The 19,580-nt window shown below is 63.0% G+C and carries 19 protein-coding genes; 4 read left to right on the plus strand and 15 right to left on the minus strand.

Translation table 11 applies throughout. The annotated features are described in order from the left end of the window. The first annotated feature begins 84 nt into the window (after positions 1-84). Positions 85-426 (plus strand): helix-turn-helix domain-containing protein, encoded by a 342-nt coding sequence (locus ACM62G_RS19495; RefSeq protein WP_273826087.1) that lies wholly within the window; start codon positions 85-87, stop codon positions 424-426. Continuing rightward, positions 423-794, plus strand: coding sequence for a hypothetical protein (locus ACM62G_RS19500; RefSeq protein WP_054057195.1), 372 nt, complete (start codon positions 423-425; stop codon positions 792-794). Before ACM62G_RS19495 ends, ACM62G_RS19500 begins: the two co-directional genes overlap by 4 nt. A gap of 30 nt (positions 795-824) precedes the next feature. Here ACM62G_RS19500 and ACM62G_RS19505 read toward each other — a convergent pair whose 3' ends face one another. Together ACM62G_RS19505 and ACM62G_RS19510 are read right to left on the minus strand one after the other, a co-directional pair. Beyond that, on the minus strand, positions 825-2,600 hold the full coding sequence (locus tag ACM62G_RS19505; RefSeq protein WP_273826086.1) for a bifunctional diguanylate cyclase/phosphodiesterase: 1,776 nt from the start codon (positions 2,598-2,600) through the stop codon (positions 825-827). A gap of 135 nt (positions 2,601-2,735) precedes the next feature. Continuing rightward, a complete protein-coding gene (locus ACM62G_RS19510; protein WP_192842663.1) occupies positions 2,736-4,820 on the minus strand; it encodes a carboxy terminal-processing peptidase in 2,085 nt (694 codons plus the stop codon). A gap of 182 nt (positions 4,821-5,002) precedes the next feature. On the opposite strand from ACM62G_RS19510, the gene ACM62G_RS19515 reads away from it, so the two are divergent. After that, positions 5,003-5,965 (plus strand): zinc-binding dehydrogenase, encoded by a 963-nt coding sequence (locus ACM62G_RS19515; protein ID WP_273826085.1) that lies wholly within the window; start codon positions 5,003-5,005, stop codon positions 5,963-5,965. A gap of 66 nt (positions 5,966-6,031) precedes the next feature. On the opposite strand, the gene ACM62G_RS19520 is transcribed toward ACM62G_RS19515, so the two are convergent. From ACM62G_RS19520 to ACM62G_RS19545, 6 genes are all read right to left on the minus strand, one after another. Continuing rightward, positions 6,032-6,685, minus strand: a complete 654-nt coding sequence (locus ACM62G_RS19520) for an HAD family hydrolase (RefSeq protein ID WP_273826084.1) — start codon at positions 6,683-6,685, stop codon at positions 6,032-6,034. 43 nt (positions 6,686-6,728) lie between these two features. Continuing rightward, entirely contained in the window at positions 6,729-7,718 is a 990-nt protein-coding gene (locus ACM62G_RS19525) for an ABC transporter ATP-binding protein (RefSeq protein ID WP_054057190.1), read from the minus strand. Next, entirely contained in the window at positions 7,715-8,515 is an 801-nt protein-coding gene (locus ACM62G_RS19530) for an ABC transporter permease (protein ID WP_054057189.1), read from the minus strand. The genes ACM62G_RS19525 and ACM62G_RS19530 overlap by 4 nt, the downstream gene beginning before the upstream one ends. Next, positions 8,502-9,365: an ABC transporter permease gene (locus ACM62G_RS19535; RefSeq protein WP_273826081.1), complete on the minus strand. Its 864-nt coding sequence runs from the start codon at positions 9,363-9,365 to the stop codon at positions 8,502-8,504. The genes ACM62G_RS19530 and ACM62G_RS19535 overlap by 14 nt, the downstream gene beginning before the upstream one ends. After that, positions 9,344-10,150 (minus strand): alkaline phosphatase family protein, encoded by an 807-nt coding sequence (locus ACM62G_RS19540; RefSeq protein WP_273826080.1) that lies wholly within the window; start codon positions 10,148-10,150, stop codon positions 9,344-9,346. The genes ACM62G_RS19535 and ACM62G_RS19540 overlap by 22 nt, the downstream gene beginning before the upstream one ends. Before the next feature lie 147 nt (positions 10,151-10,297). Next, the gene (locus tag ACM62G_RS19545; RefSeq protein ID WP_054057186.1) at positions 10,298-11,365 is read right to left on the minus strand and encodes an ABC transporter substrate-binding protein; all 1,068 of its coding nucleotides are present in this window, start codon (positions 11,363-11,365) and stop codon (positions 10,298-10,300) included. Between the two features lie 383 nt (positions 11,366-11,748). Between ACM62G_RS19545 and ACM62G_RS19550 the strand changes: the two genes are divergently transcribed. Continuing rightward, positions 11,749-12,462 carry a UTRA domain-containing protein gene (locus tag ACM62G_RS19550; protein WP_054057185.1) on the plus strand — a complete coding sequence of 238 codons (714 nt, stop codon included), beginning with the start codon at positions 11,749-11,751 and terminating at the stop codon, positions 12,460-12,462. A 95-nt stretch (positions 12,463-12,557) separates the two neighbouring features. Here ACM62G_RS19550 and ACM62G_RS19555 read toward each other — a convergent pair whose 3' ends face one another. The 7 genes from ACM62G_RS19555 to minC form a co-directional block, all read right to left on the minus strand. Then, a complete protein-coding gene (locus ACM62G_RS19555; protein WP_419737541.1) occupies positions 12,558-14,729 on the minus strand; it encodes a mechanosensitive ion channel family protein in 2,172 nt (723 codons plus the stop codon). 62 nt (positions 14,730-14,791) lie between these two features. Next, a complete protein-coding gene (locus ACM62G_RS19560; RefSeq protein WP_192842661.1) occupies positions 14,792-14,968 on the minus strand; it encodes a hypothetical protein in 177 nt (58 codons plus the stop codon). Between the two features lie 326 nt (positions 14,969-15,294). Next, on the minus strand, positions 15,295-16,584 hold the full coding sequence (locus ACM62G_RS19565) for a M18 family aminopeptidase (protein ID WP_273826079.1): 1,290 nt from the start codon (positions 16,582-16,584) through the stop codon (positions 15,295-15,297). A gap of 171 nt (positions 16,585-16,755) precedes the next feature. After that, a complete protein-coding gene (locus ACM62G_RS19570; RefSeq protein WP_419735365.1) occupies positions 16,756-17,391 on the minus strand; it encodes an RluA family pseudouridine synthase in 636 nt (211 codons plus the stop codon). A 129-nt stretch (positions 17,392-17,520) separates the two neighbouring features. Further along, positions 17,521-17,775 carry a cell division topological specificity factor MinE gene (minE, locus tag ACM62G_RS19575; protein WP_010449114.1) on the minus strand — a complete coding sequence of 85 codons (255 nt, stop codon included), beginning with the start codon at positions 17,773-17,775 and terminating at the stop codon, positions 17,521-17,523. A 3-nt stretch (positions 17,776-17,778) separates the two neighbouring features. After that, positions 17,779-18,591, minus strand: coding sequence for a septum site-determining protein MinD (gene minD, locus ACM62G_RS19580; RefSeq protein ID WP_017904738.1), 813 nt, complete (start codon positions 18,589-18,591; stop codon positions 17,779-17,781). A gap of 206 nt (positions 18,592-18,797) precedes the next feature. Next, a complete protein-coding gene (gene minC, locus ACM62G_RS19585; RefSeq protein ID WP_054057210.1) occupies positions 18,798-19,535 on the minus strand; it encodes a septum site-determining protein MinC in 738 nt (245 codons plus the stop codon). Positions 19,536-19,580 lie beyond the last annotated feature (45 nt).

Consider the following 19,580-nt stretch of genomic DNA (forward strand, 5'->3'; position numbering starts at 1 on the left):
CACGAGCGACTCTGGTGGCTGTTAATATTAAGCTACTAGGAAAGCGCTGACTCGCTATGTGTAATCGTCCTACGGGGTGTAGTAATGGATCTTCAAATAATTACACGTGACGGTGAACCGGAATATGCGGTTCTCCCCTGGGCTCAGTACCAAAGTTTGCTCAAGGCTGCCGGCTTGCGCAGCCAACAACCCCCTCCGACCTCTTCTGACACGCCTGTGGCGCCGGCTGCCGCCATGCCGGCGTTCGACCAGTTGCGCACCCTGCGCGAAGCCAAGGGGCTGACGATCGAGGTGCTGGCACGGACCGTGGGCATCAGCCCGTCATACCTGGGGTTGATCGAGAGTGGTGAGCGGGAGCCGGATGCCGCGATTCGCCGCAGCCTGGCCTGGGAATTGGGTGTCGCCGGATGGAGGGATGCATCGTGAGCGTGCGAATCAGTCGTCAGCATTGGGAGGGCCTGCTGGGGGAACTCGATCAGGCCCGTCGGCAGCGGCATCTGTTGACCTATCGGGCATTGCTCGAGCGTCTGCAACTGCCCAGCCCTGCCATGCAGACCCTGACGGCGGCGCTGGAGCACCTGGCAGCCCTGGATGCCAGGGCCGAGCAGCCGTTGCGCAGTTCATTGGTGATCAGCCAGGGCGCGAGCCGCCTGCCGCGTACCGGTTTTTTCGAATGCGTGGAGCGCCTGGGGCGCTTTTCCGGTCCGTCGGACGGCGTGGCGGCGGCTTCCTGGCACGCATCGGAAGTGGTGCGGGTGTTCGAGTACGACTATCCCGAGTCGGCCGAAGCCTGATCTCGTGGGGCCTGTTCGCGGACTTGCAGCTCAGGCGCTGTCTTCGAGCGAAGTGATCTCGGTGCTGTCGATGACGTGGATGCTGTAGCCCGGCACGTTCTTGGCGTGGTGCTTGGCCTGTGAGGCCAGCTCGGCCAACTGGCTGGCATCGAGCAGCCCGCAGGACTGCGGCTTCAGGTGCACCGCACCGATGGACAGGGACAGCAGCGCAAACTCCTGGCGCAGGCCCTGGCGGTTCGACGCGATGAAACAGCCGGCCTCCAGATGCTCGGCACGGTAGAAGCGCCGGCACTGGTTCTGGAAGTCATCGACCAGGTGATCCAGGCGTTTCTGCCAATCATCCGAACCCAGCACCAGCAGGAAATCATCACCGCCGATGTGGCCGACGAAGTCGCGGCTCGGGTCGACCCGCTCGTTCAGGCACTGCGCCAGGCATAGCAATACTTCGTCACCCCGGCCGTAGCCGTAGATATCGTTGAAGGGCTTGAAGCTGTCGATGTCGACATAGCAGATCAACGCTTCGCGTTGCTGTTGCAGCAGGCGGGCCAGGCACTGCTGGATCGGCACGTTGCCGGGCAGCAGGGTCAGTGGGTTGGCGTAGCGGGCCTGCTGGATCTTCAGTTCGGTGATCAGTTTCAGTACATCGATCACCCGTCCAAGGCCCAGATAACGGCCATTGAGGGTGATGATGAAATCTTCCTCGATACGTTGTCGGGCACGGCTGGTCAGCAGTCGGCTGACCTGTTGCAGCGACTGGCTCGATTCCACGGCGAGGAAGTCGTCGCTCATCAGCCGGCTGATGGGCTTGCGGGCGAACAGGTCGGTGGCGAACGGCTTGAGCAGCGCATCCGACAGCGAATGCCGATGGACGATGCCGCAGGGCCGGTTCTGTTCGTCCAGCACCGCCAGCGAATTGAGATTGGCCTGGCGCCGAAAGGCCTCCAGCACCGTCGCCGTGGCGGTGTCCTGGGTCACTGCCGGTTGCTCGATGAGCAGGGCGCTGAGGTCGCTGCCGTCCTCGCTCAGGGCGATGGAGGTGTTTTCCAGCTTGGGCAGCAGGGCGTGGGCATCCTGTGGCGGGTTTTCCTGGGGACGGCAGAGCAGGTAGCCCTGCACCAGGTCGACGCCCATTTCGGTCAGTACCGCCAGTTCTTCCGGCAATTCGATGCCTTCGGCGATCACCCGGGCCCGCGAGGCCTTGGCGATCTGGAGGATGGAGCCGACGAACTCGCGCTTGAGGCCGTCCTGGTGGATACCATCGATGAAGTGTCGGTCGATCTTGACGTAGTCCGGGCGCAATTCCGACCACAGGCGCAGGCTGGAATAGCCGGCCCCCAGATCATCCAGGGCGATCGAGAAACCCATGTCGCGGTAGTGGTGCAGCGCGTTCTGCAGCAGTTGGAAATCGTCGGTGGGGGTTTGCTCGGTCAGTTCGATGACCACGTTGCTGGGGTCGATGCCGAAGTCCTGCAGCCATTGCAGGGTTCGTCCCGGTGGGTGGCTCGGCTCCAGCAGGGATTCGGGGGATACGTTGAGAAACAGCTTGCCGGGCAGTTTCTGTTCGCTGAAACGGCGGCAGGCACTGAGCCGGCAGGCCATTTCCAGTTCGCTCAGGCGTCCGGCCTGACGGGCCACGGCGAACAGGCTGACGGGTGAGTGCAGCGGGCTGTTGGAGGGCCCGCGACTGAGCGCCTCATAGCCGACGATACGTCTCTCGGACAGTGAAATGATCGGTTGGAACAGGCTGTGCAGACCACTCTGAGCCAGGATTGAACTCAAGGCGTTCAGCTGTTCGGTCATGGTCATGGCAGTCTCTGTCGAAAGAAAAGGACCGGAGGCGGCTCCCGGCTCGGGAGACGTGTCCAGTCCTTTATTTCACGACAGAATGATGACTGTTTGATGACGCTCCGAAGAGCAATCACACTAAATTGCTATCACTCGTCAGTGCTTGGCCACCGCGGTATTCAGACGCAGGTAATCGAGCAGGATACGCCCGGTCTCGCTCAGGTAGGCGTCGTCTTCCGGCTTGGTTTTCTTGTCCGGGTCAGGCGGCAGGGCGTCGTCGTCCTCTTTCTTGAGTTCCTTGAGCGCGTCCTCGCCCTTGGCCTTGCGGCGGGCGTTTTCCATGGCCAGTTGCTTGGCATCGATATCGGCACGCTGGGCGCGACGCTCGGCCTCGTTCAGGCTCACGGTCTTTTCCTTCAGCAGCTTCTCGGCCAGGGCCAGCTTGTCGCGGATGAAGATGAACTCGGCATCCTTCGCCGCGCGGGCCTCGTGGTCGGCCTTGAGCTGGGCCAGGAATGGCTTGAACGGGTCCACCGCCGGCTTGATCGAAGGACGGATGGTGTCCCACGGCATGGCTTCCGGCAGCGCGCTTTCGCCGATTTCCTTGGTGTCGATGATCGACGGGAAATCCACGTCCGGCAGTACGCCCTGATGCTGGGTGCTCTGTCCGGAAACCCGGTAGAACTTGGCCAGGGTCAGTTTCAGCTCGCCATGGTTGAGCGGCTGGATGGTCTGCACGGTGCCCTTGCCGAAGGTCTGGCCACCGATAATCAGTGCACGATGGTAGTCCTGCATGGCGCCGGCGAAGATCTCCGAGGCCGAGGCCGACAGGCGGTTGACCAGCAGCGCCATCGGACCCTTGTAGAACGCACCGGGGTTTTCGTCCTCGAGCACGTCGACCTTGCCGTCGGCGTTGCGCACCAGCACGGTCGGGCCCTTGTCGATGAACAGGCTGGTCAGCTCGGTGGCTTCCTGCAGGGAGCCGCCGCCGTTGTTGCGCAGGTCGATGACCACGCCGTCGACGCCTTCCTTCTGCAGCTCACCCAGCAGTTTCTTCACGTCGCGGGTGGTGCTCTTGTAGTTCGGATCGCCGGCACGGAAGGCCTTGAAGTCCAGATAGAAGGCCGGGATGTCGATCACCCCGAGCTTGTAGTCCTTGCCATCCTGCTTGAGATGCAGGATCGACTTGCTTGCCGCCTGGTCTTCCAGTTTCACCGCCTCGCGGGTGATGGAGACGATCTTGCTGGTCTGGTCGTTCGGCGCGTTGCTCGCCGGAATGATTTCCAGGCGGACCACCGAGCCCTTCGGACCACGGATCAGCTTGACCACTTCGTCCAGGCGCCAGCCGACCACGTCGACCATTTCCTTGTCGCCCTGGGCGACACCGATGATCTTGTCGGACGGCGCGACCTGCTTGGTCTTGTCGGCCGGGCCCGACGGCACCAGGCGCACGACCTTGACCTGGTCGTTGTCGCTTTGCAGCACGGCGCCGATGCCCTCGAGGGACAGGCTCATGTTGATGTCGAAGTTTTCCGCGCTATCAGGAGACAGATAGTTGGTGTGCGGGTCGTAGGACATCGCGAAGGTGTTGATATAGGCCTGGAAGATATCCTCGGCCCGGGTCTGGTCCAGGCGGGCCAGTTGGTTCTTGTAGCGCTTGACCAGCAGTTCCTGGATCGCCTTGGGATCCTTGCCGGCGATCTTCAGGCGCAGCACCTCGTCCTTGACGCGCTTGCGCCACAGGTCGTCGAGTTCGGCGGTGCTCTTGAGCCACGGCGCGTCCTTGCGATCGATCAGCAGGGTCTCGTGGGTGGTGAAGTCGATCTTGTCGACGCCCTTGTTCAGCTCGGCGAGGGCGAAGTCCAGGCGGCCCTTGACCCGATCCAGGTAGCGCTTGTAGATGGTGAAGCCGGCATTGAGGTCGCCGCTCTTGAGGAAGTCGCCGAACTGGGTCTTCCACTTGTCGAATTCGGCGATGTCGCTGGCCAGGAAATAGCTGCGCGACGGGTCGAGCAACTTGATGTAGCTGTCGTAGATGATCACCGAGCGCGCGCTGTCCAGCGGCGGCTTGCTGTAGTGGTGGCGCTTGAGCAACTCGACGACGTTCAGGCTGGCGATCACCTCGTCACGGTCGGGCTGAAGATTGTCCCAGCTGTTGGCTGCGAACGTGTTGCCCGAGAACGCCGAAACGCCAAGGCCGATGAAAAGGGCAAGTGCAGTGCCGGGGAACAAATGCTTCATGCTGAGTCGACGCGGGGACAATTGATCACGCATATTAGGCCGTCTTTAAAGTCGCCGGTTCCGTGGGACTGAGTGCCAAAACCGCCATTGAGGGTTTCGCACGAGTCGCGGACCGGTCGCATAATGCAAGAAAGCCCGGTGCTACAGCTCCGGGCTCAGTCCAGACTCACTATGGAGGCACTGTGAAGGCATTGCAAGGCGTTGAAGGTCAAGTGGAGTGGCTGGAAGAGCCGAATCCGGGTTGTGATGTGGGGCAAGTGCGCATTCGTGTCGCCGCTGCGGGGCTCAACCGGGCCGACCTGTTGCAGAAGGCCGGGCTCTATCCGCCACCGCCGGGAGCCAGCCAGGCGCTGGGGCTGGAGTGCTCCGGAGTGATCGTCGAAGTGGGAGCCGGTTCCGCCTGGCAGGTCGGTGATCGGGTCTGTGCGCTGCTCGCCGGCGGCGGCATGGCCGAGGAAGTGGTGGTCGATGGCCGCCATGTGCTGCCGGTGCCGGAAGGCCTGAGCCTGGTCGAAGCGGCCGCGCTGCCTGAGGTCTACGCCACGGCATGGCTGAATCTGTTCCAGTTGGCGGGCCTCAAGCCCGGCGAAAAGGTGCTGTTGCATGCCGGTGCCAGTGGCGTCGGTTCGGCGGCGATCCAACTGTGCAAGGCCTTCGGCAACCCTTGCTGGGTCAGTGTCGGTTCGGCGGATCGACTGGCCTATTGCGAATCGCTGGGGGCCCAGGGCGGGGCGATTCGTGGCGATGATATCGAGAGTCTGAACGACTTCGCCCCCTTCGACGTGATCCTCGACCCGGTGGGCGCGAACTACGCGGCGCTCAACGTGAAACTTTTGTCAGCTGACGGGCGGTGGGTGCTGATCGGCCTGATGGGCGGGCGGGAAACCCAGTTGGACCTGGCGAAGATCCTCGCCAAGCGTATCCAGTTGCTGGGTTCGACCCTGCGCAGTCGCGATGCGCAATTCAAGGCCGATCTGCTCGCGGACTTGAACCAGCACGTCTGGCCGCTGTTTGCCGACAAGCGCCTGAGCCCGCAACTGGCCAGGACGTTCCCGATCCGTGATGCCGAACTGGCGTTTGCCGAGCTGGCCAGCAACCAGGTGGCGGGCAAGCTGGTGCTGGTGATTGATGAAGCCCTGGTCTGATTGATTCTTCCGTGGGGGCGCAGCCTCTTCGCGGGCTTGGCCGCGAAGAGGCCGTCGCTGCGTGTCTCAGTGCCAGGCGTGAATCGGCCAGCCGGCCTTTTCCGCCTGTTCGCGCAACACCGGGTCCGGGTTCACCACGTGAGGGTGGTCGACCTTGAGCAGCAGCGGCAGGTCGTTGCGCGAATCGGAATAGAAACTCGCGCCTTCGAGGTTTTCCCCTTCGGCGTCGAGCCATTCCAGCAGACGGGTGATCTTGCCCTCGCGGTAGGTCAGGATGCCAGTGGTCTGGCCGCTGTAGACCCCATGCAGCACTTCCAGCTCGATGCCCAGCACTTCGTCGATGCCCAGGCGTTCGGCGATCGGCCTGACCAGGTGGGTGCCCGAGGCGGAGATCACCAGGATCCGGTCACCGGCCGCACGGTGCTCGGCAATCGCCTTGCACGCATCGCTGTAGATCAGCGGTTCGATCACCTCCTCGACCCACGGTTCGACCAGGTGTTCGATTTCATCCGGGGTCCGCCCGGCCATGGGCTCCAGGCTGAACAGCATGAACTCCTCCATGGCCAGTTCGCCCCGGCTGTAGGCGTCCATCAGTTCGTTGTTGCGGCGCATGAAGGACTCCGGGTCGACCCAGCCCAGGCGTCCCATCTGCTCGCTCCAGAGCGTCGCGCAGTCGCCATGAATCAGGGTTTCATCCAGATCAAAAATTGCCAGGGCCATCAGTGCAGCTCTCTCTTCGGAAGGACATGCTTGAAACAGGACATCAGGCTACCTCACAAAGGGCCGCCGGATCGATGGACAGGGCCAGGCGTCGACCATCGGGGTGCAGGTCGGCGGCCGAGCGGTTGAGCACGTCCACCAGCAGTTCGACACCGCGGGCCTCGACCCGGTAGCGGATGACGTTGCCCAGCAGACTGTGGCCACGGACCAGGGCATCAGGTTCGCCTTCGGTGTGCAGCTCGATGGCTTCCGGGCGGATCGCGATGCGGCTGCTGACCGGCCGTTGCAGCAGGCGGCTGGCGGCCTCGGCGTCGAGCAGGTTGTAGTTGCCGATGAAGCCGGCGGCGAACACGTCCACCGGCGCGGTGTAGAGCGATTCGGCGTCGCCGCTCTGGACGATGCGGCCCTGGTTCATCAGGAAGATACGGTCACTCATGGTCAGGGCTTCTTCCTGGTCGTGGGTGACGAAAATGGTGGTCAGGCCCAATTCGCGCTGGATCGCCCGGATCTGTTCGCGCAGGTGCTTGCGAATTCGCGCATCGAGGGCCGACAGCGGCTCGTCGAGCAGCAGCAGGCGCGGGCGTGTCACCAGCGAACGGGCCAGGGCCACGCGCTGGCACTGGCCGCCGGACAACTGGTGCGGGTAGCGGGTGGCGAAATCGTGCAGCTCGACCAGCTTGAGGGCTTCCATGACCCGCTTGTGGCTGTCGTCGGCGTTGACCTTCTGCATCTTCAGGCCGAAGGCGACGTTCTGCTCCACGGTCATGTTGGGAAACAGCGCGTAGCTCTGGAACACCATGCCGATCGCGCGTTTCTGCGGGCTCAGCGGGACGATGTCCTGGCCGTCTAGCAGGATCCTGCCGCTGTCCACCGGCGTCAGGCCGGCGATGCAGCGCAGCAGGGTGGACTTGCCGCAGCCGGAGGGACCGAGCAGGGTGATGAACTCGCCCTTGGCGATTTCGCAGTTGATATCGCTGAACACCGTGGTGCCGGCGTAGGTCTTTTTCAGGTTCTGGACGCTGATGAAGCTCATTGGCTCTTGTCCTTATTGAGGCGATTGGCAACCCACGTGAGTACCAAGACGAAGAGGAAATAGGAGATCACCAGCGCACTGGTGAAGTGACCGCTGCTGTTGCGCATGTTGTTCAGGTACACCTGCAGGGTCTCGTAGCGGGTGCCGACCAGGATGTTGGCGAACACGAACTCGCCGAACAGGAACGAGAACGACAGCAGCAACGCCACCATCAGGCCCTTGCGCAGGTTCGGCAGCACCACCAGGAATGCTGCCTGCCAGGTGCTGGCACCGAGCAGATGGGCGGCGTCCATCAGGTCGCGCAGGTTGATCGCCTGCAGGTTGTTGGTGATCGCCCGGTACATGAACGGCAGGGCCACGGTGAAGTAGCAGCCGATCAGGATCCACGGCGTGCCGACCATGGCGAACGGCCCGGAGCCGTAAAGTTGCAGCAGACCCACCGAGGACACCACCGGCGGCACCGCGAAGGGCAGCAGGATCAGGATGTTCATCAGCGCGTCGAGGCGCGGGAAGTGGTAGTGCACCACGAACAGCAGCGGCAGGATCAGCACCACCGACAGCAGCAGTGCGCCGACGCAGACGATCAGCGATTGGCCGAACGCGCCGAGAAAGCGCGGGTCGCTCCACAGCTGTAGGTACCACTTGAAGGTGAAACCGCTGGGCAGCACGGTCGCCGACCAACTGCTGGCGATGGAGTAGACGAAGGTGCCGGCCAGCGGCAGCAGCAGGATCAGGAACAGCAGGTAGACCACCACGCGGTGGTAGAGGCTGGCGGAGCCGGGTTCAACGCGCGACATGGTGGCTCCTTTTCAACAGCCATTGATGGATGACGGTGACGAAGGTCATCAGGCCGACCAGGATCACCGCCAGCGCGCTGGCCATGTTCGGGTCGAGGCTGATGTCGCCGGAGACCATCGCGGCGATACGGATCGGCAGCACGTTGAAGTTGCCGGTGGTCAGGGCGTAGACCGTGGCGTAGGCGCCCAGGGCGTTGGCCAGCAGGATCACGAAGGTGCCCAGCAGCGCCGGAGTCAGCACCGGCAGGCCGATGTGCCGCCAGAACTGCCAGCCATCGGCGCCGAGCAGCGCGGCGGATTCTCGCCAGTCTTCGCGCAGGGCGTCGAAGGCCGGGTAGAGCAGTAGCACGCCCAGGGGGATCTGGAAGTAGGTGTAGAGGATGATCAGGCCGGTCTTGGAGTACAGGTTGAAGTCCTGGATGATCCCGGCCTGTTTCAGCAGGAGGGTGAGGGTGCCGTTGAAGCCCAGCAGGATGATGAAGGCGAAGGCCAGCGGCACGCCGGCGAAGTTGCTGGTCATGTTGGCGAAGGCGTTGACGAAGTCGCGCAGGCGCGAGTCGACCCGGCGCAGCGAGTAGGCACCGAGCAGGGCGATGAGCATGCCGAACACGCTCGACCAGAAACTGATCTCCAGGCTGTACTGGATGGCCTGCAGGTAGAACTTCGAACCGAAGATCTTGTTGAAGTTGGCCAGCCCCCAGCCGTCGTCCTCCGACTGCAGGCTGTTGATCAGCACCCAGACCAGCGGGGCGATCTCGAAGACGATGAAGAACAGGGCGAAAGGCGCCAGGCAGAGCAGGGCGAGCCATTTGCCACGGGTGATTGAATTCACTTCAACAGCTCCCGGCATACAGGTTTGTCGTGGTGCACGCCCAGCAGTGTGCAGATCGTGCCGCAGAGCTCGGTCTGCCGGGGCGCGGCATCGGGATTGAAACTGAAGGCGTTGCCGAGGACGAACAGCGGTACCTCGCGCTCTTCGGCCAGCAGGCCGTTGTGCGAGCGGTCGTTGTTCATGCCGTGGTCGGCGGTCACCAGCACCTGATAGCCGGCTTCGAGCCAGCCTTGCAGGTAGTCGGCCAGGATGATGTCGGCCGAGCGTGCGCTATTGCGGTACTGGGCGCTGTCCAGGCCATGCTTGTGGCCGGCATCGTCGATATTCATCGGATGCACCAGCAGGAAGTTCGGCGCGTGTTGCAGGCGCAGGCTTTCGGCGTCGGCGAACAGGTGCGAGTCGGGGTAGTGATCCATCCAGTAGAAATGCCCGTGCTGGATCGGCAGGCTTTCGTTGTGGGTGTGGCGATCGCGGGCGGCGACGAAGGGCGAGCGGTTGTACAGCTCGCTGACCCAGTGATAGGCCGCTGCCGCAGTGCGCAGGCCACCGTCGCGGGCGTAGTGGAACACGCTGCGCTGGTTGGACAGGCGCGTGACCTGGTTGTGCACGATGCCGCTTTCGATCGGGGCGACACCGGTGAGAATGCATTCGTAGAGCGGTCTGGAGAGCGACGGCAACTCGCATTCCAGTTTGTACAGCGCCGCGCGTCCTGCGCCTGCGTAAGCCTGGAGATGGCCCATGGCGTGCCGGGCGACCTCATGGTTCAGGCCATCGAGCACGACCAGGATGACGTTGTGCTGCATGAGTCGGGTCTCTGTTTCAAGGAATCTGCAAACTTGTAGGAGCCTGGCTTGCCAGCGAAGGGGGCCTTGAGGGCGATAAAAGCTTCGCGGGCAAGCCCTGCTCCTACACAGTTCAGTGGTGCTTGCTCGACAGTCAGCTATCGAGCCTTACTGCATGTTGATGATGACTTCTTCCTGCCACTTCTGCGGCAGTGCCTTGGACGTCTTCTCCCAGGCGTCGGCATCCTTGATCGGGGTGACGTGCTTGTACTGCTCGTTGGGCAGCAGCTTGGCCTTCACGTCTTCCGGCAGGGTCAGGTGCTCGGCGCGGATCGGCCGGGCATTGCCGCGGGCCAGGTTGGTCTGGCCGGCATCGCTGAAGATGTACTCGCGCGCCAGCTTGGCGGCGTTCGGGTGCTTGGCGTACTTGTTGATGATGGTGGTGTAGCCGGAAATCACCGAACCATCGGAGGGGATCAGCACGATGTAGTCATCGGGGTTGGCCATCTTGGCCTTGTAGCTCAGGCCGTTGAAGTCCCAGACCACGCCGACTTCCACTTCGCCCTTCTCCATGGTGGCGATGGTCGGGTTGGCCAGCGACAGGCGACCCTGCTTGGCGATCTCGGCAAACATCAGCAGTGCCGGCTGGATGTTCTTCTCGTCGCCGCCGTTGGCCAGTGCCGCAGCGAGGACGCCGTTGGCGGCCTGGGCGGCGGTGCTTACGTCACCGATGGAGACCTTGTACTTGCCGGTCTTCAGGTCAGCCCAGCTCTTGGGGACTTCGGAGCCGTGCAGCAGCTTCTTGTTGACGATGAAGGCGATGGTACCGGTGTAGGCCAGCGCCCAGTTGCCATCCTTGTCCTTGGCCCAGGCCGGAACCTGTTCCCAGGTGCTCGGCTTGTACGGCTGGGTCACGCCCTGCTTGGTCGCGATCGGACCGAAAGCCGCGCCGACGTCGCCGATATCGGCGCTGGCGTTGTCTTTCTCGGCGGCGAACTTGGCGATTTCCTGGGCCGAGCTCATGTCTGTGTCGATGTGCTTGAGGCCGTACTTGTCGCTCAGGTCCTTCCAGGTACCGGCCCAGTTGGCCCAGTCATCGGGCATGCCGACGCTGTTGACGGCGCCTTCTTTCTTGGCCGCGGCCTCCAGGGCCTGCAAATCGGTATCAGCGGCCATGGCGCTGGTGCACAGGGCGATGGTCGAACCTAACAGTGATGCCAGGAAAAGCTGTTTCATCCGAAGCTCCTTTGGGCGTTTTTCAACGCGAAGATCTTGATCGACAGTTTTTATATGCGTAGTGCGGCGGTTGGACGTTTGGTCTAGGTCAGCAATACCTGAGCCAATTTAAGCCTGCTGCATGACACTTTAATGTCGGCATCAGTCCTGCAAGGATTTTTCCCAGTGGCACCCGTAACCGCCGAGTTAAGCGTAGACCATTGTTAAACTGCTGATATTAAAAGGAATTGGTGTTGTGGAACGGGCGTTCCGCTGCACCGTTTCGTCGCTTTGTCACATATCAGTCATGTGCATTGCCTAGGCTGGGTGCTGCAACCGGAGACCGCGATGCCGCGCGGTTTTGCCCTGAAATAGTGCTGGACTAGTCCAAATAGGTAACGTTGATGCGCGAAGAGGCACCAAAGGCGGTGACAGCTATCGGTCTGGCGCTGCACGAGCAGATCGAGCATGGGCTGCTGCCCGGCGGAAGCAAACTGCCGGCCGAGCGCAAGCTCAGCGAGTTGTTCAGCACCACCCGGATCACCGTGCGCGAGGCCTTGCTGCAACTGGAGGCCCAGGGGCTGATCTACCGCGAGGAGCGTCGGGGCTGGTTCGTCTCGCCGCCGCGGCTGGCCTACAACCTGATGCAGCGCAGCCACTTCCATGCAATGGTCAGTGCCCAGGGACGGGTGCCTTCCACCCAGGTGCTGTCGGCACGGCTGCAGCCGGCCTCGGCGGCGGTGTGCGAGTGGCTGCAATTGCCGGCGCTGTCGAGCGTGATCCAGATCTGCCGGGTGCGACGGATCGACGAGCGGCAGGTGCTGTATGTCGAGCACTACCTCAACCCGCAGTACTTCCCGGGCATTCTCGAGTTCGATCTGAACCAGTCGATCACCGAACTCTATGCGCGGCACTACGACCTGCATTACGGGCGGGTGCGCTTCGAGATCGTGCCGACCTCATTGCCGCTGGAGGCTGCCGCGGCATTGCGGGTGTCGTCCGGCAGCCCGGGGCTGCGGATTGCGCGGGTCAACTATGACCAGCACCAGCGCCTGATCGACTGCGACCTGGAGTTCTGGCGGCACGATGCGATCCACGTCGGGGTGGATGTGCTGTAGGAGCCGGGCTTGCCCGCGAATGCGTCCGAAATATCGCTAAAAGCTTCGCGGGCAAGCCCGGCTCCTACAGGGGGGGAGAGGCAGGACGGTGGTGCTCAGGACTTGACTGGTTGCTCGGTTTGCACACCGCCACCGGCCGTCACCACCTGCACGCTCAGGCGTGGAGTCGCCAGGTCCAGGCCGGATTCGTCCATGGTCCGTTTCAGCGCCAGGTTGAACGCCCGCGAAACCTCCCATTGCTTGATCGGCGCGGTCTTGAAGCGGGCCCGCAGGACCGCGCTGCCGGACTCGAAGCTCTCTACGCCCTGGATCTCCAGCGGTGACCAGATGTTGCGCCGCTGCAACGGATCCGTGCGCATCTTCTGGCCGACATCGCGCATCAGCTTGATCGCATCGTCGATCGCCATGTTGTAGGGGATCGCCACGCGGAAGATCGCGTAGCCGAACTCCCGTGAGTAGTTCTTGATGCTCTTGATCTCGCTGAACGGAATGGTGTGGACGATGCCGTCGATGTCCCGCAGGCGCACCGTGCGGATGGTCAGGCCCTCGACGGTGCCGAGGTGACCGCCGACGTCGACGTAGTCGTCGATGGCCAGGGAGTCTTCGATGATGATGAACAGGCCGGTGATCAGGTCCGCCACCAGCGACTGCGCACCGAAACCGATGGCCAGACCGATCACACCGGCACCGGCCAGCAGAGGCGTGACGTTCATGCCCATGTTCGCCAGGGCGACGATCAGCGCGATGATGAAGATCGCCACGAACAGCACGTTGCGGATCAGCGGCATCATGGTCTGCGCCCGGGCGTTGGCCAGGCCCTTGCGCGAGCGGGTGAGGGCGTGGTGCACGGCGGTATCGGCGAGAATCCACACCAGCCAGGCGAAGATCAGCGTGCCGCCGAGGCCGAACAGCCGAACACTGACCTCGCGGCCCTCGCCTTCGGTGAAGCGGATCAGCGACATGCCCCAGACCCGCAGGCCGAGTTCGATGAAGAACAGCCAGACCGCCAGGTGCACCAGGGTGTAGCAGAAGCTCTTCAACCGTTCGGAGTACAGCGTATGGCGCCGGTGCCCGCGCTGGGGCTTGAGGGCATGGCGGCGCACCAGGCCGTTGATCACCATGCACAGCACCACCAGCACGGTACAGATCAGCGACTGGCGCAGGGCGGTACTGGTGTCGCCAGCGGAGAAGAAGGTCGCGAACAGCGAGATCGCCACCAGTATCAGCGCGGGAACGAACCAGAAGCTGCCGAGGATATCGATGGTGTCGCTCAGGGCGCGGCGGGTCAGCCGGCGGGACAGCGGCTGGTTGCGGATCAGGTGCGCGATGGGGCGACGGAAGCGCAGGATGAACAGGCCGGTGGACAGCGCGGCCATCACGTTGACGAAGGTCGCGGCGGTATGGGCCAGGTGGCTGCCGAGGCTGGCGATCAGGCGCGGGTCGCTCAGGGCTTCGCCGAATGCGGCGAAACTGCCGATCAGCCACAGCGGCCGGAAAGCCCGGCGGCGCAGGATATGCAGGGCCCGATGGCGATGCGGGCCGTCGAGCAGGGAGAAGGCGATCACGCAGATCGCCGAGAAACAGGTACCGACCACCAGTGCATAGGCCAGCGCCATCGCCAGATCCTTGCCCAGGGACGAGGGCAGGGCGTAGGTCAGGTAGACGGTGATCAGCAGCGCGATCATCCACGGCCCGAGCTTGCGCAGGGCAAAGCGCAGCAGGTCGACGGTGCGTGGGTGCTGGGGCAGTTCCTCGGTGAGGCCGAAGCGCAGGCGCACCCGATGGCCGAGCCAGATCATCGCCCAGGCCAGGCAACTCCAGAGCAGCAGGATCAGGGCAAAGGCGGAGATGATCGGCAGCCATTCGCTGGCCGGAAGCATCAGCGCCATCATCTCCTGCCTGGCCTGGTCGAACTCCTGCGACCAGCGAGTGAGCGGGCTGTCATTGCCGGTGAACTGCTTCTCGAAATCGGCCAGGGTGCTGCCGATCAGCCCCAGTACCCCCACTTCGGCGGCCGGCTGGGCCTTTTTCGTGCTGTCCCGGAGCTTTTTCAGGTCGCTCAGCAGCTTGCTGCGCTGCTGGTCGTTCTCCAGGTTCTTGATGACTTCGTCGAGCGACTGGGCCAGGGGCTCGGTCGGTTGTGGCTGGGTTTTCTCGGCGCTGCCCAGCAGGCTCGGCAGGCCGACGGCCTGGGCGGGAACCAGGGGCAGCAACGCCAGCAGGCAGATGAACAGTAAGGTGGGCAGAGCGGAAAGGCGGGCGAACACTAGGCAGTCAACCATACAGGTGCGGATCGACCGAGTGTACGCCAGCCTCGGGCGCCGCGCATTTATTCAGCCAGTTTGGCGAGAATCTTGTAGACCACGGTCCCGAGGATCAACAGCATGCCAAGCCACATCAGCACCGGGCCGGCCCGGTTTTCACGAAAGTTGAAGCCCACGGCCAGCAACAGCATGCCTCCCAGGATCGGGATGAGCATCGAGTGGAACTCGAACGGTGTGATCATGACGACGGCCTTGTCGAAGGGATACACCTTCAGTTTAGGTCGCTTTGGTGGAGATGCCTTGATGTGTATCAGGGGGAGATCAGGTCGGGTGATGGTGCCTGATCCGGTGGGGACGGTGGGCATTGTCGGAGCCAACTGTCTTCAGCGTACTGCCGATAAGCGGCAGAACAGGCTTGCGCACGTGCGGCGCTGTTCATCGGGCTGGCGTGCGCCGGGAGCGGGCTTGTCAGCGAAGCGGGTCTGGCGTGCGCCAGAAGCTTCGCGGGCAAGCCCTCCCTCAGCCAGGTGTGTTCCCGCTGCTGCTCTTTCCTGCGAGAGCGCAGGGCTCAGGGCAGTTCGGGGCTGGCGTAGAACGCGCTCAGGACCTTCACCAGGTGGGCCAGGTCATGGCTGCCCGCCAGTTCGCGGATCGAGTGCATGGCGAAGGTCGGCAGGCCGATATCCACGGTACGCACGCCCAGGTGGCTGGCGGTGATCGGGCCGATGGTCGAGCCGCAGCCCATGTCGCTGCGCACCACGAAGCTTTGCACCGGGACTTCCTCGGACATGCACAGGTGACGGAAGAAACCGGCGGTTTCGCTGTTGGTGGCGTAGCGCTGGTTGTTGTTGACCTTGATCACTGGCCCGGCGTTGAGTTTCGGGCCATGGTTGGCGTCGTGCTTCTCGGCATAGTTGGGGTGTACGCCATGGGCGTTGTCCGCCGAGACCAGCAGCGATTTCTGGATCGTGCGCACATAGTCCTCGCCATCCGGCAGGAGGCGGCGCAGGGTCTGTTCGAGCATCGGGCCGTCGGCACCGCAGGCGGAGCAGGAGCCGACTTCCTCGTGGTCGTTGCAGACCAGGATGCAGGTTTCATCGCTGTCGGCGCTGAGCAGCGCCTGCAGCCCGGCGTAGCAGGACAGCAGGTTGTCCAGGCGGGCACCGGCGATGAAGTCGCCGTTGAGACCGATCACGGCTGCGCTCTGGGTGTCGTAGAAGCTCAGCTCGTAATCGAGCACCACGTCGGCGCTGAGGTCGTGTTCACGGGCCAACTGGTCGGTGAGCACGGCGCGGAAGTCCACGCGCTCGTCGCCGGCGAACTGGGCCAGGATCGGAGGCAGCTCGTTCTGCGGGTTGATCGCCCAGCCCTGGTTGGCTTCACGGTTGAGGTGAATGGCCAGGTTGGGAATGGTCGCGATCGGCGCCTTGAAGTCGATCAGTTGGCTTTCGACCTTGCCGTCGCGACGGAAGGTGACACGACCGGCCAGGGACAGGTCGCGGTCGAACCACGGCGCTAGCAGGGCGCCGCCGTAGACTTCGACACCCAGTTGCCAGAAACCCTGGCGCTGCAGTTCGGGTTGCGGCTTGACCCGCAGGCACGGGCTGTCGGTATGGGCACCGACCATGCGGATACCCGATTGCAGCGGCGCGTTTTCGCCGAGCTTGATGGCGATGATGGAAGAGTCGTTGCGGGTGACGTAGTAGCGACCGCCGGCCGTGGTGTGCCAGGTTTCACGCTCATCGAGACGCTGATAACCCGCTGCCTCCAGGCGCTTGACCAGGCTGGCGGTGGCATGAAAGGGGGTGGGGGAGGCCTTGAGGAAGTCGATCAGGCCTTGGTTCAACTCTTCGCGCATAAGTGGCTCCAGACAGCAGTGTCGGGAGTTTACCGTATCTTTGTAGGAGCGTGGCTTGCCCGCGAAGCCTTTGGCGGCCTCAAGGACGCATTCGCCGGCAAGCCGGGCTCCTACAAGAGCGAGCTACACTCAGGAATCGATGTCGAGCGCAGGAGCCTTGCACGACGCGATTCAGAACGGCGCCGGGCACTCGAAGCGCAGGCGCTCGCCGCTTTGCGGGTGGGTGAAGCTCAGCATGCTGGCATGCAGGCACAGCCGTGGCCAGGCCGCCAGGGCCTGCGGGTGGGCATACAGGCCGTCACCGAGCAGCGGATGACCGATGGACAGCATGTGTACCCGCAACTGATGCGAGCGCCCGGTGATCGGCGTCAGTTCCACCCGGGACCAGTCGGCATGGCGCTCCAGCACTTTCCAGAAGGTCAGGGCATGCTTGCCAAACTCGTGATCGACCACATGCCGGGGCTTGGTCGGCGGGTCGTAGCGCAACGGCAGGTCGATGCTGCCGCTGTCCAGTTCCGGCTGGCCCCAGCAGAGCGCGGTATAGGCTTTCTCGGTTTCCCGGTCATGGAACTGGCGCGACAGTTCGCGATGGGTATCGGGGTCGCGGGCCAGCAGGATGATGCCCGAGGTTTCCCAGTCCAGCCGGTGAACGATCAGGGCTTCCGGATAACCGTTTTCCTGCAGGCGGGTGATCAGGCAATCCTTGTTGTCATCGGCGCGGCCCGGGACGGAGAGCAGCAGGGTCGGCTTGTCCACCACCAGCACGGCGGCGTCCTGATGGATGATGCGGATATTCGACAGCGGCATTGAAACAGTCTCGTAACAAACGCCAACGGCGGCCCGATGCTGCTCACACCGCGCGCCTTGCAGGAGCCGGCTCCCACAACAGCGTTGTGTGTGAACATCACCGGGCCGCCGTGGCGCCGGCCGGATCGATCAGCGATCAGGCAGGGTGATATTGAGTTCCAGGATCGAGCAGCTGCCCTGGTTCTCCAGGGCGACGTGCACGTCATCGGACCCGATATTGACGTACTTGCGGATCACTTCGACCAGCTCCTGCTGCAGGGCGGGCAAGTAGTCCGGGGTGCTGCGTTGGCCGCGTTCGTGCGCCACAATGATCTGCAGACGCTCTTTCGCGACCGACGCGGTGCTTACTTTTTTGCTGGCACGAAAGAAGTCAAAAAGGTTCATTGCTTAGTTGCCTCCAAACAGGCGCTCGAAGAATCCCTTCTTCTGTGCATCGAGGAAACGATGCTCGACGGTCTTGCCCAGCAGGCGGTCAACCGCATCGCTGTAGGCCTGGCCAGCATCGCTCTGGTCGTCGAGGATGACCGGTACGCCCTGGTTGGATGCCTTGAGCACCGCCTGGGATTCGGGGATGACGCCCAGCAGGGTCACGGCCAGGATTTCCTTGACGTCCTCGACGCCAAGCATTTCGCCTTTGCTCACGCGCTCCGGGTTGTAGCGGGTCAGCAGCAGGTGTTCCTTGATCGGCTCGCCGCCCTGTTCGGCACGACGCGACTTGCTGGCCAGCAGGCCGAGCATGCGGTCGGAGTCACGGACCGAGGAGACTTCCGGGTTGGTCACGACGATCGCCTCGTCGGCGAAGTACATGGCCAGGTGGGCACCGGTCTCGATGCCGGCCGGGGAGTCGCAGACCACGAACTCGAAGCTTTCCTTGAGTTCCATCAGGACCTTTTCCACGCCTTCCTTGGTCAGCGCATCCTTGTCACGGGTCTGGCTGGCTGCCAGCACGTACAGGTTTTCCAGGCGCTTGTCCTTGATCAGGGCCTGCTGCAGGTTGGCTTCGCCGTTCACGACGTTGACGAAGTCGTACACCACGCGGCGCTCGCAGCCCATGATCAGGTCGAGGTTACGCAGGCCGACGTCGAAGTCGACGATCACTGTCTTGTGGCCGCGCAGCGCGAGGCCGGTACCGATGGCGGCGCTGGTGGTGGTCTTACCCACACCACCCTTGCCGGATGTAACCACGAGAATCTTGGCCAAGGTGTTTCACCCCTAAGGAAAAAGGACTCTGTTTTAGCCCCTGAAGAACGTCGCTGAAAAACAACTGTAGTCGTATGGCTTGAGCCGGGAAGCGGCGAAATGTTTAAAGTACCGGTGGTAATTTTTACATTTCGTGTTTTCCTAAGCCCTTTAAGCCATTTTCGCTACGAAGAAGGCGACATTTCGGAAATGGCGGCAAGTATCCGTTAAAGACGGATGATGTTCAACACATCGCCGGACAAGCTGATCTGAACGCCCGACCCCCACAGCGGATCACGACGCAGATCCTCGGAAACCTTGTAGTGGCCGGCAATCGACACCAGTTCGGCGCTCAGTTGCTGGCAGAAAATTCGTGCCTTGGTGTCGCCCTTGACACCCGCCATTGCACGACCACGCATAGGTCCGTAAACATGGATGTTGCCATCGGCCATAAGTTCCGCGCCGGGGCTGACGGAAGAGACCACCACCAGGTCGCCGCCCTTGGCGTAGACCTGCTGGCCGCCGCGCACCGGGGTGGTGATGATCCGGGTTGGCTGGATGGTCGGCTCCGGTGGTTTTTCCGGTACTTTCTTCACTTCGCCTTCGGTCGGATCGACCGGCCGCTCGCGGGCACCGGACGGCGGCAGCACGGGCAGGTCAATGGCGATCGCGGCGGCGATGTCTTCGATACGGTTGGCGCGGATTGCCAGGGTCCGCAGGCCGTGCTGGCGGCAGACGCGCATCAGCCCGGGCAGGTCGATGGCACCCTGGTCGGCGGGAAGTTTGTCCAGGGCCAGCACCAGCGGGGTATTGCTGAAGAAGTTCGGCGCCTGGACGACCTTGGCCGCCAGTTGGCGGTCGAGGGCTTCGAGGTTGTTCTGCGCCAGTTCCAGCACCGTAATGGCGAGCATGCTGCCCTTCAGCTGGAACACGGGATCCTGGTCTAGCGGTTCGGTTTGGCTCATGGTCGGCATAACGTGGCTTGTCGCTAAAAGTGCCGAGACTTATAA

Origin of the sequence: Pseudomonas sp. COR18 (assembly GCF_048568395.1) — a bacterium.
Classification (GTDB): Bacteria; Pseudomonadota; Gammaproteobacteria; order Pseudomonadales; family Pseudomonadaceae; genus Aquipseudomonas; species Aquipseudomonas fuscovaginae_B.

What these genes read in the sequence shown, in the direction of transcription:
- ACM62G_RS19495 (WP_273826087.1), top strand. Translation starts at nt 85, where the DNA reads ATGGATCTTCAAATAATTACACGTGACGGTGAACCGGAATATGCGGTT.
- ACM62G_RS19505 (WP_273826086.1), bottom strand. Translation starts at nt 2,600, where the DNA reads ATGACCATGACCGAACAGCTGAACGCCTTGAGTTCAATCCTGGCTCAG.
- ACM62G_RS19510 (WP_192842663.1), bottom strand. Translation starts at nt 4,820, where the DNA reads ATGAAGCATTTGTTCCCCGGCACTGCACTTGCCCTTTTCATCGGCCTT.
- ACM62G_RS19520 (WP_273826084.1), bottom strand. Translation starts at nt 6,685, where the DNA reads ATGGCCCTGGCAATTTTTGATCTGGATGAAACCCTGATTCATGGCGAC.
- ACM62G_RS19525 (WP_054057190.1), bottom strand. Translation starts at nt 7,718, where the DNA reads ATGAGCTTCATCAGCGTCCAGAACCTGAAAAAGACCTACGCCGGCACC.
- ACM62G_RS19530 (WP_054057189.1), bottom strand. Translation starts at nt 8,515, where the DNA reads ATGTCGCGCGTTGAACCCGGCTCCGCCAGCCTCTACCACCGCGTGGTG.
- ACM62G_RS19535 (WP_273826081.1), bottom strand. Translation starts at nt 9,365, where the DNA reads ATGCCGGGAGCTGTTGAAGTGAATTCAATCACCCGTGGCAAATGGCTC.
- ACM62G_RS19540 (WP_273826080.1), bottom strand. Translation starts at nt 10,150, where the DNA reads ATGCAGCACAACGTCATCCTGGTCGTGCTCGATGGCCTGAACCATGAG.
- ACM62G_RS19545 (WP_054057186.1), bottom strand. Translation starts at nt 11,365, where the DNA reads ATGAAACAGCTTTTCCTGGCATCACTGTTAGGTTCGACCATCGCCCTG.
- ACM62G_RS19550 (WP_054057185.1), top strand. Translation starts at nt 11,749, where the DNA reads ATGCGCGAAGAGGCACCAAAGGCGGTGACAGCTATCGGTCTGGCGCTG.
- ACM62G_RS19560 (WP_192842661.1), bottom strand. Translation starts at nt 14,968, where the DNA reads ATGATCACACCGTTCGAGTTCCACTCGATGCTCATCCCGATCCTGGGA.
- ACM62G_RS19565 (WP_273826079.1), bottom strand. Translation starts at nt 16,584, where the DNA reads ATGCGCGAAGAGTTGAACCAAGGCCTGATCGACTTCCTCAAGGCCTCC.
- ACM62G_RS19570 (WP_419735365.1), bottom strand. Translation starts at nt 17,391, where the DNA reads ATGCCGCTGTCGAATATCCGCATCATCCATCAGGACGCCGCCGTGCTG.
- minE (WP_010449114.1), bottom strand. Translation starts at nt 17,775, where the DNA reads ATGAACCTTTTTGACTTCTTTCGTGCCAGCAAAAAAGTAAGCACCGCG.
- minC (WP_054057210.1), bottom strand. Translation starts at nt 19,535, where the DNA reads ATGAGCCAAACCGAACCGCTAGACCAGGATCCCGTGTTCCAGCTGAAG.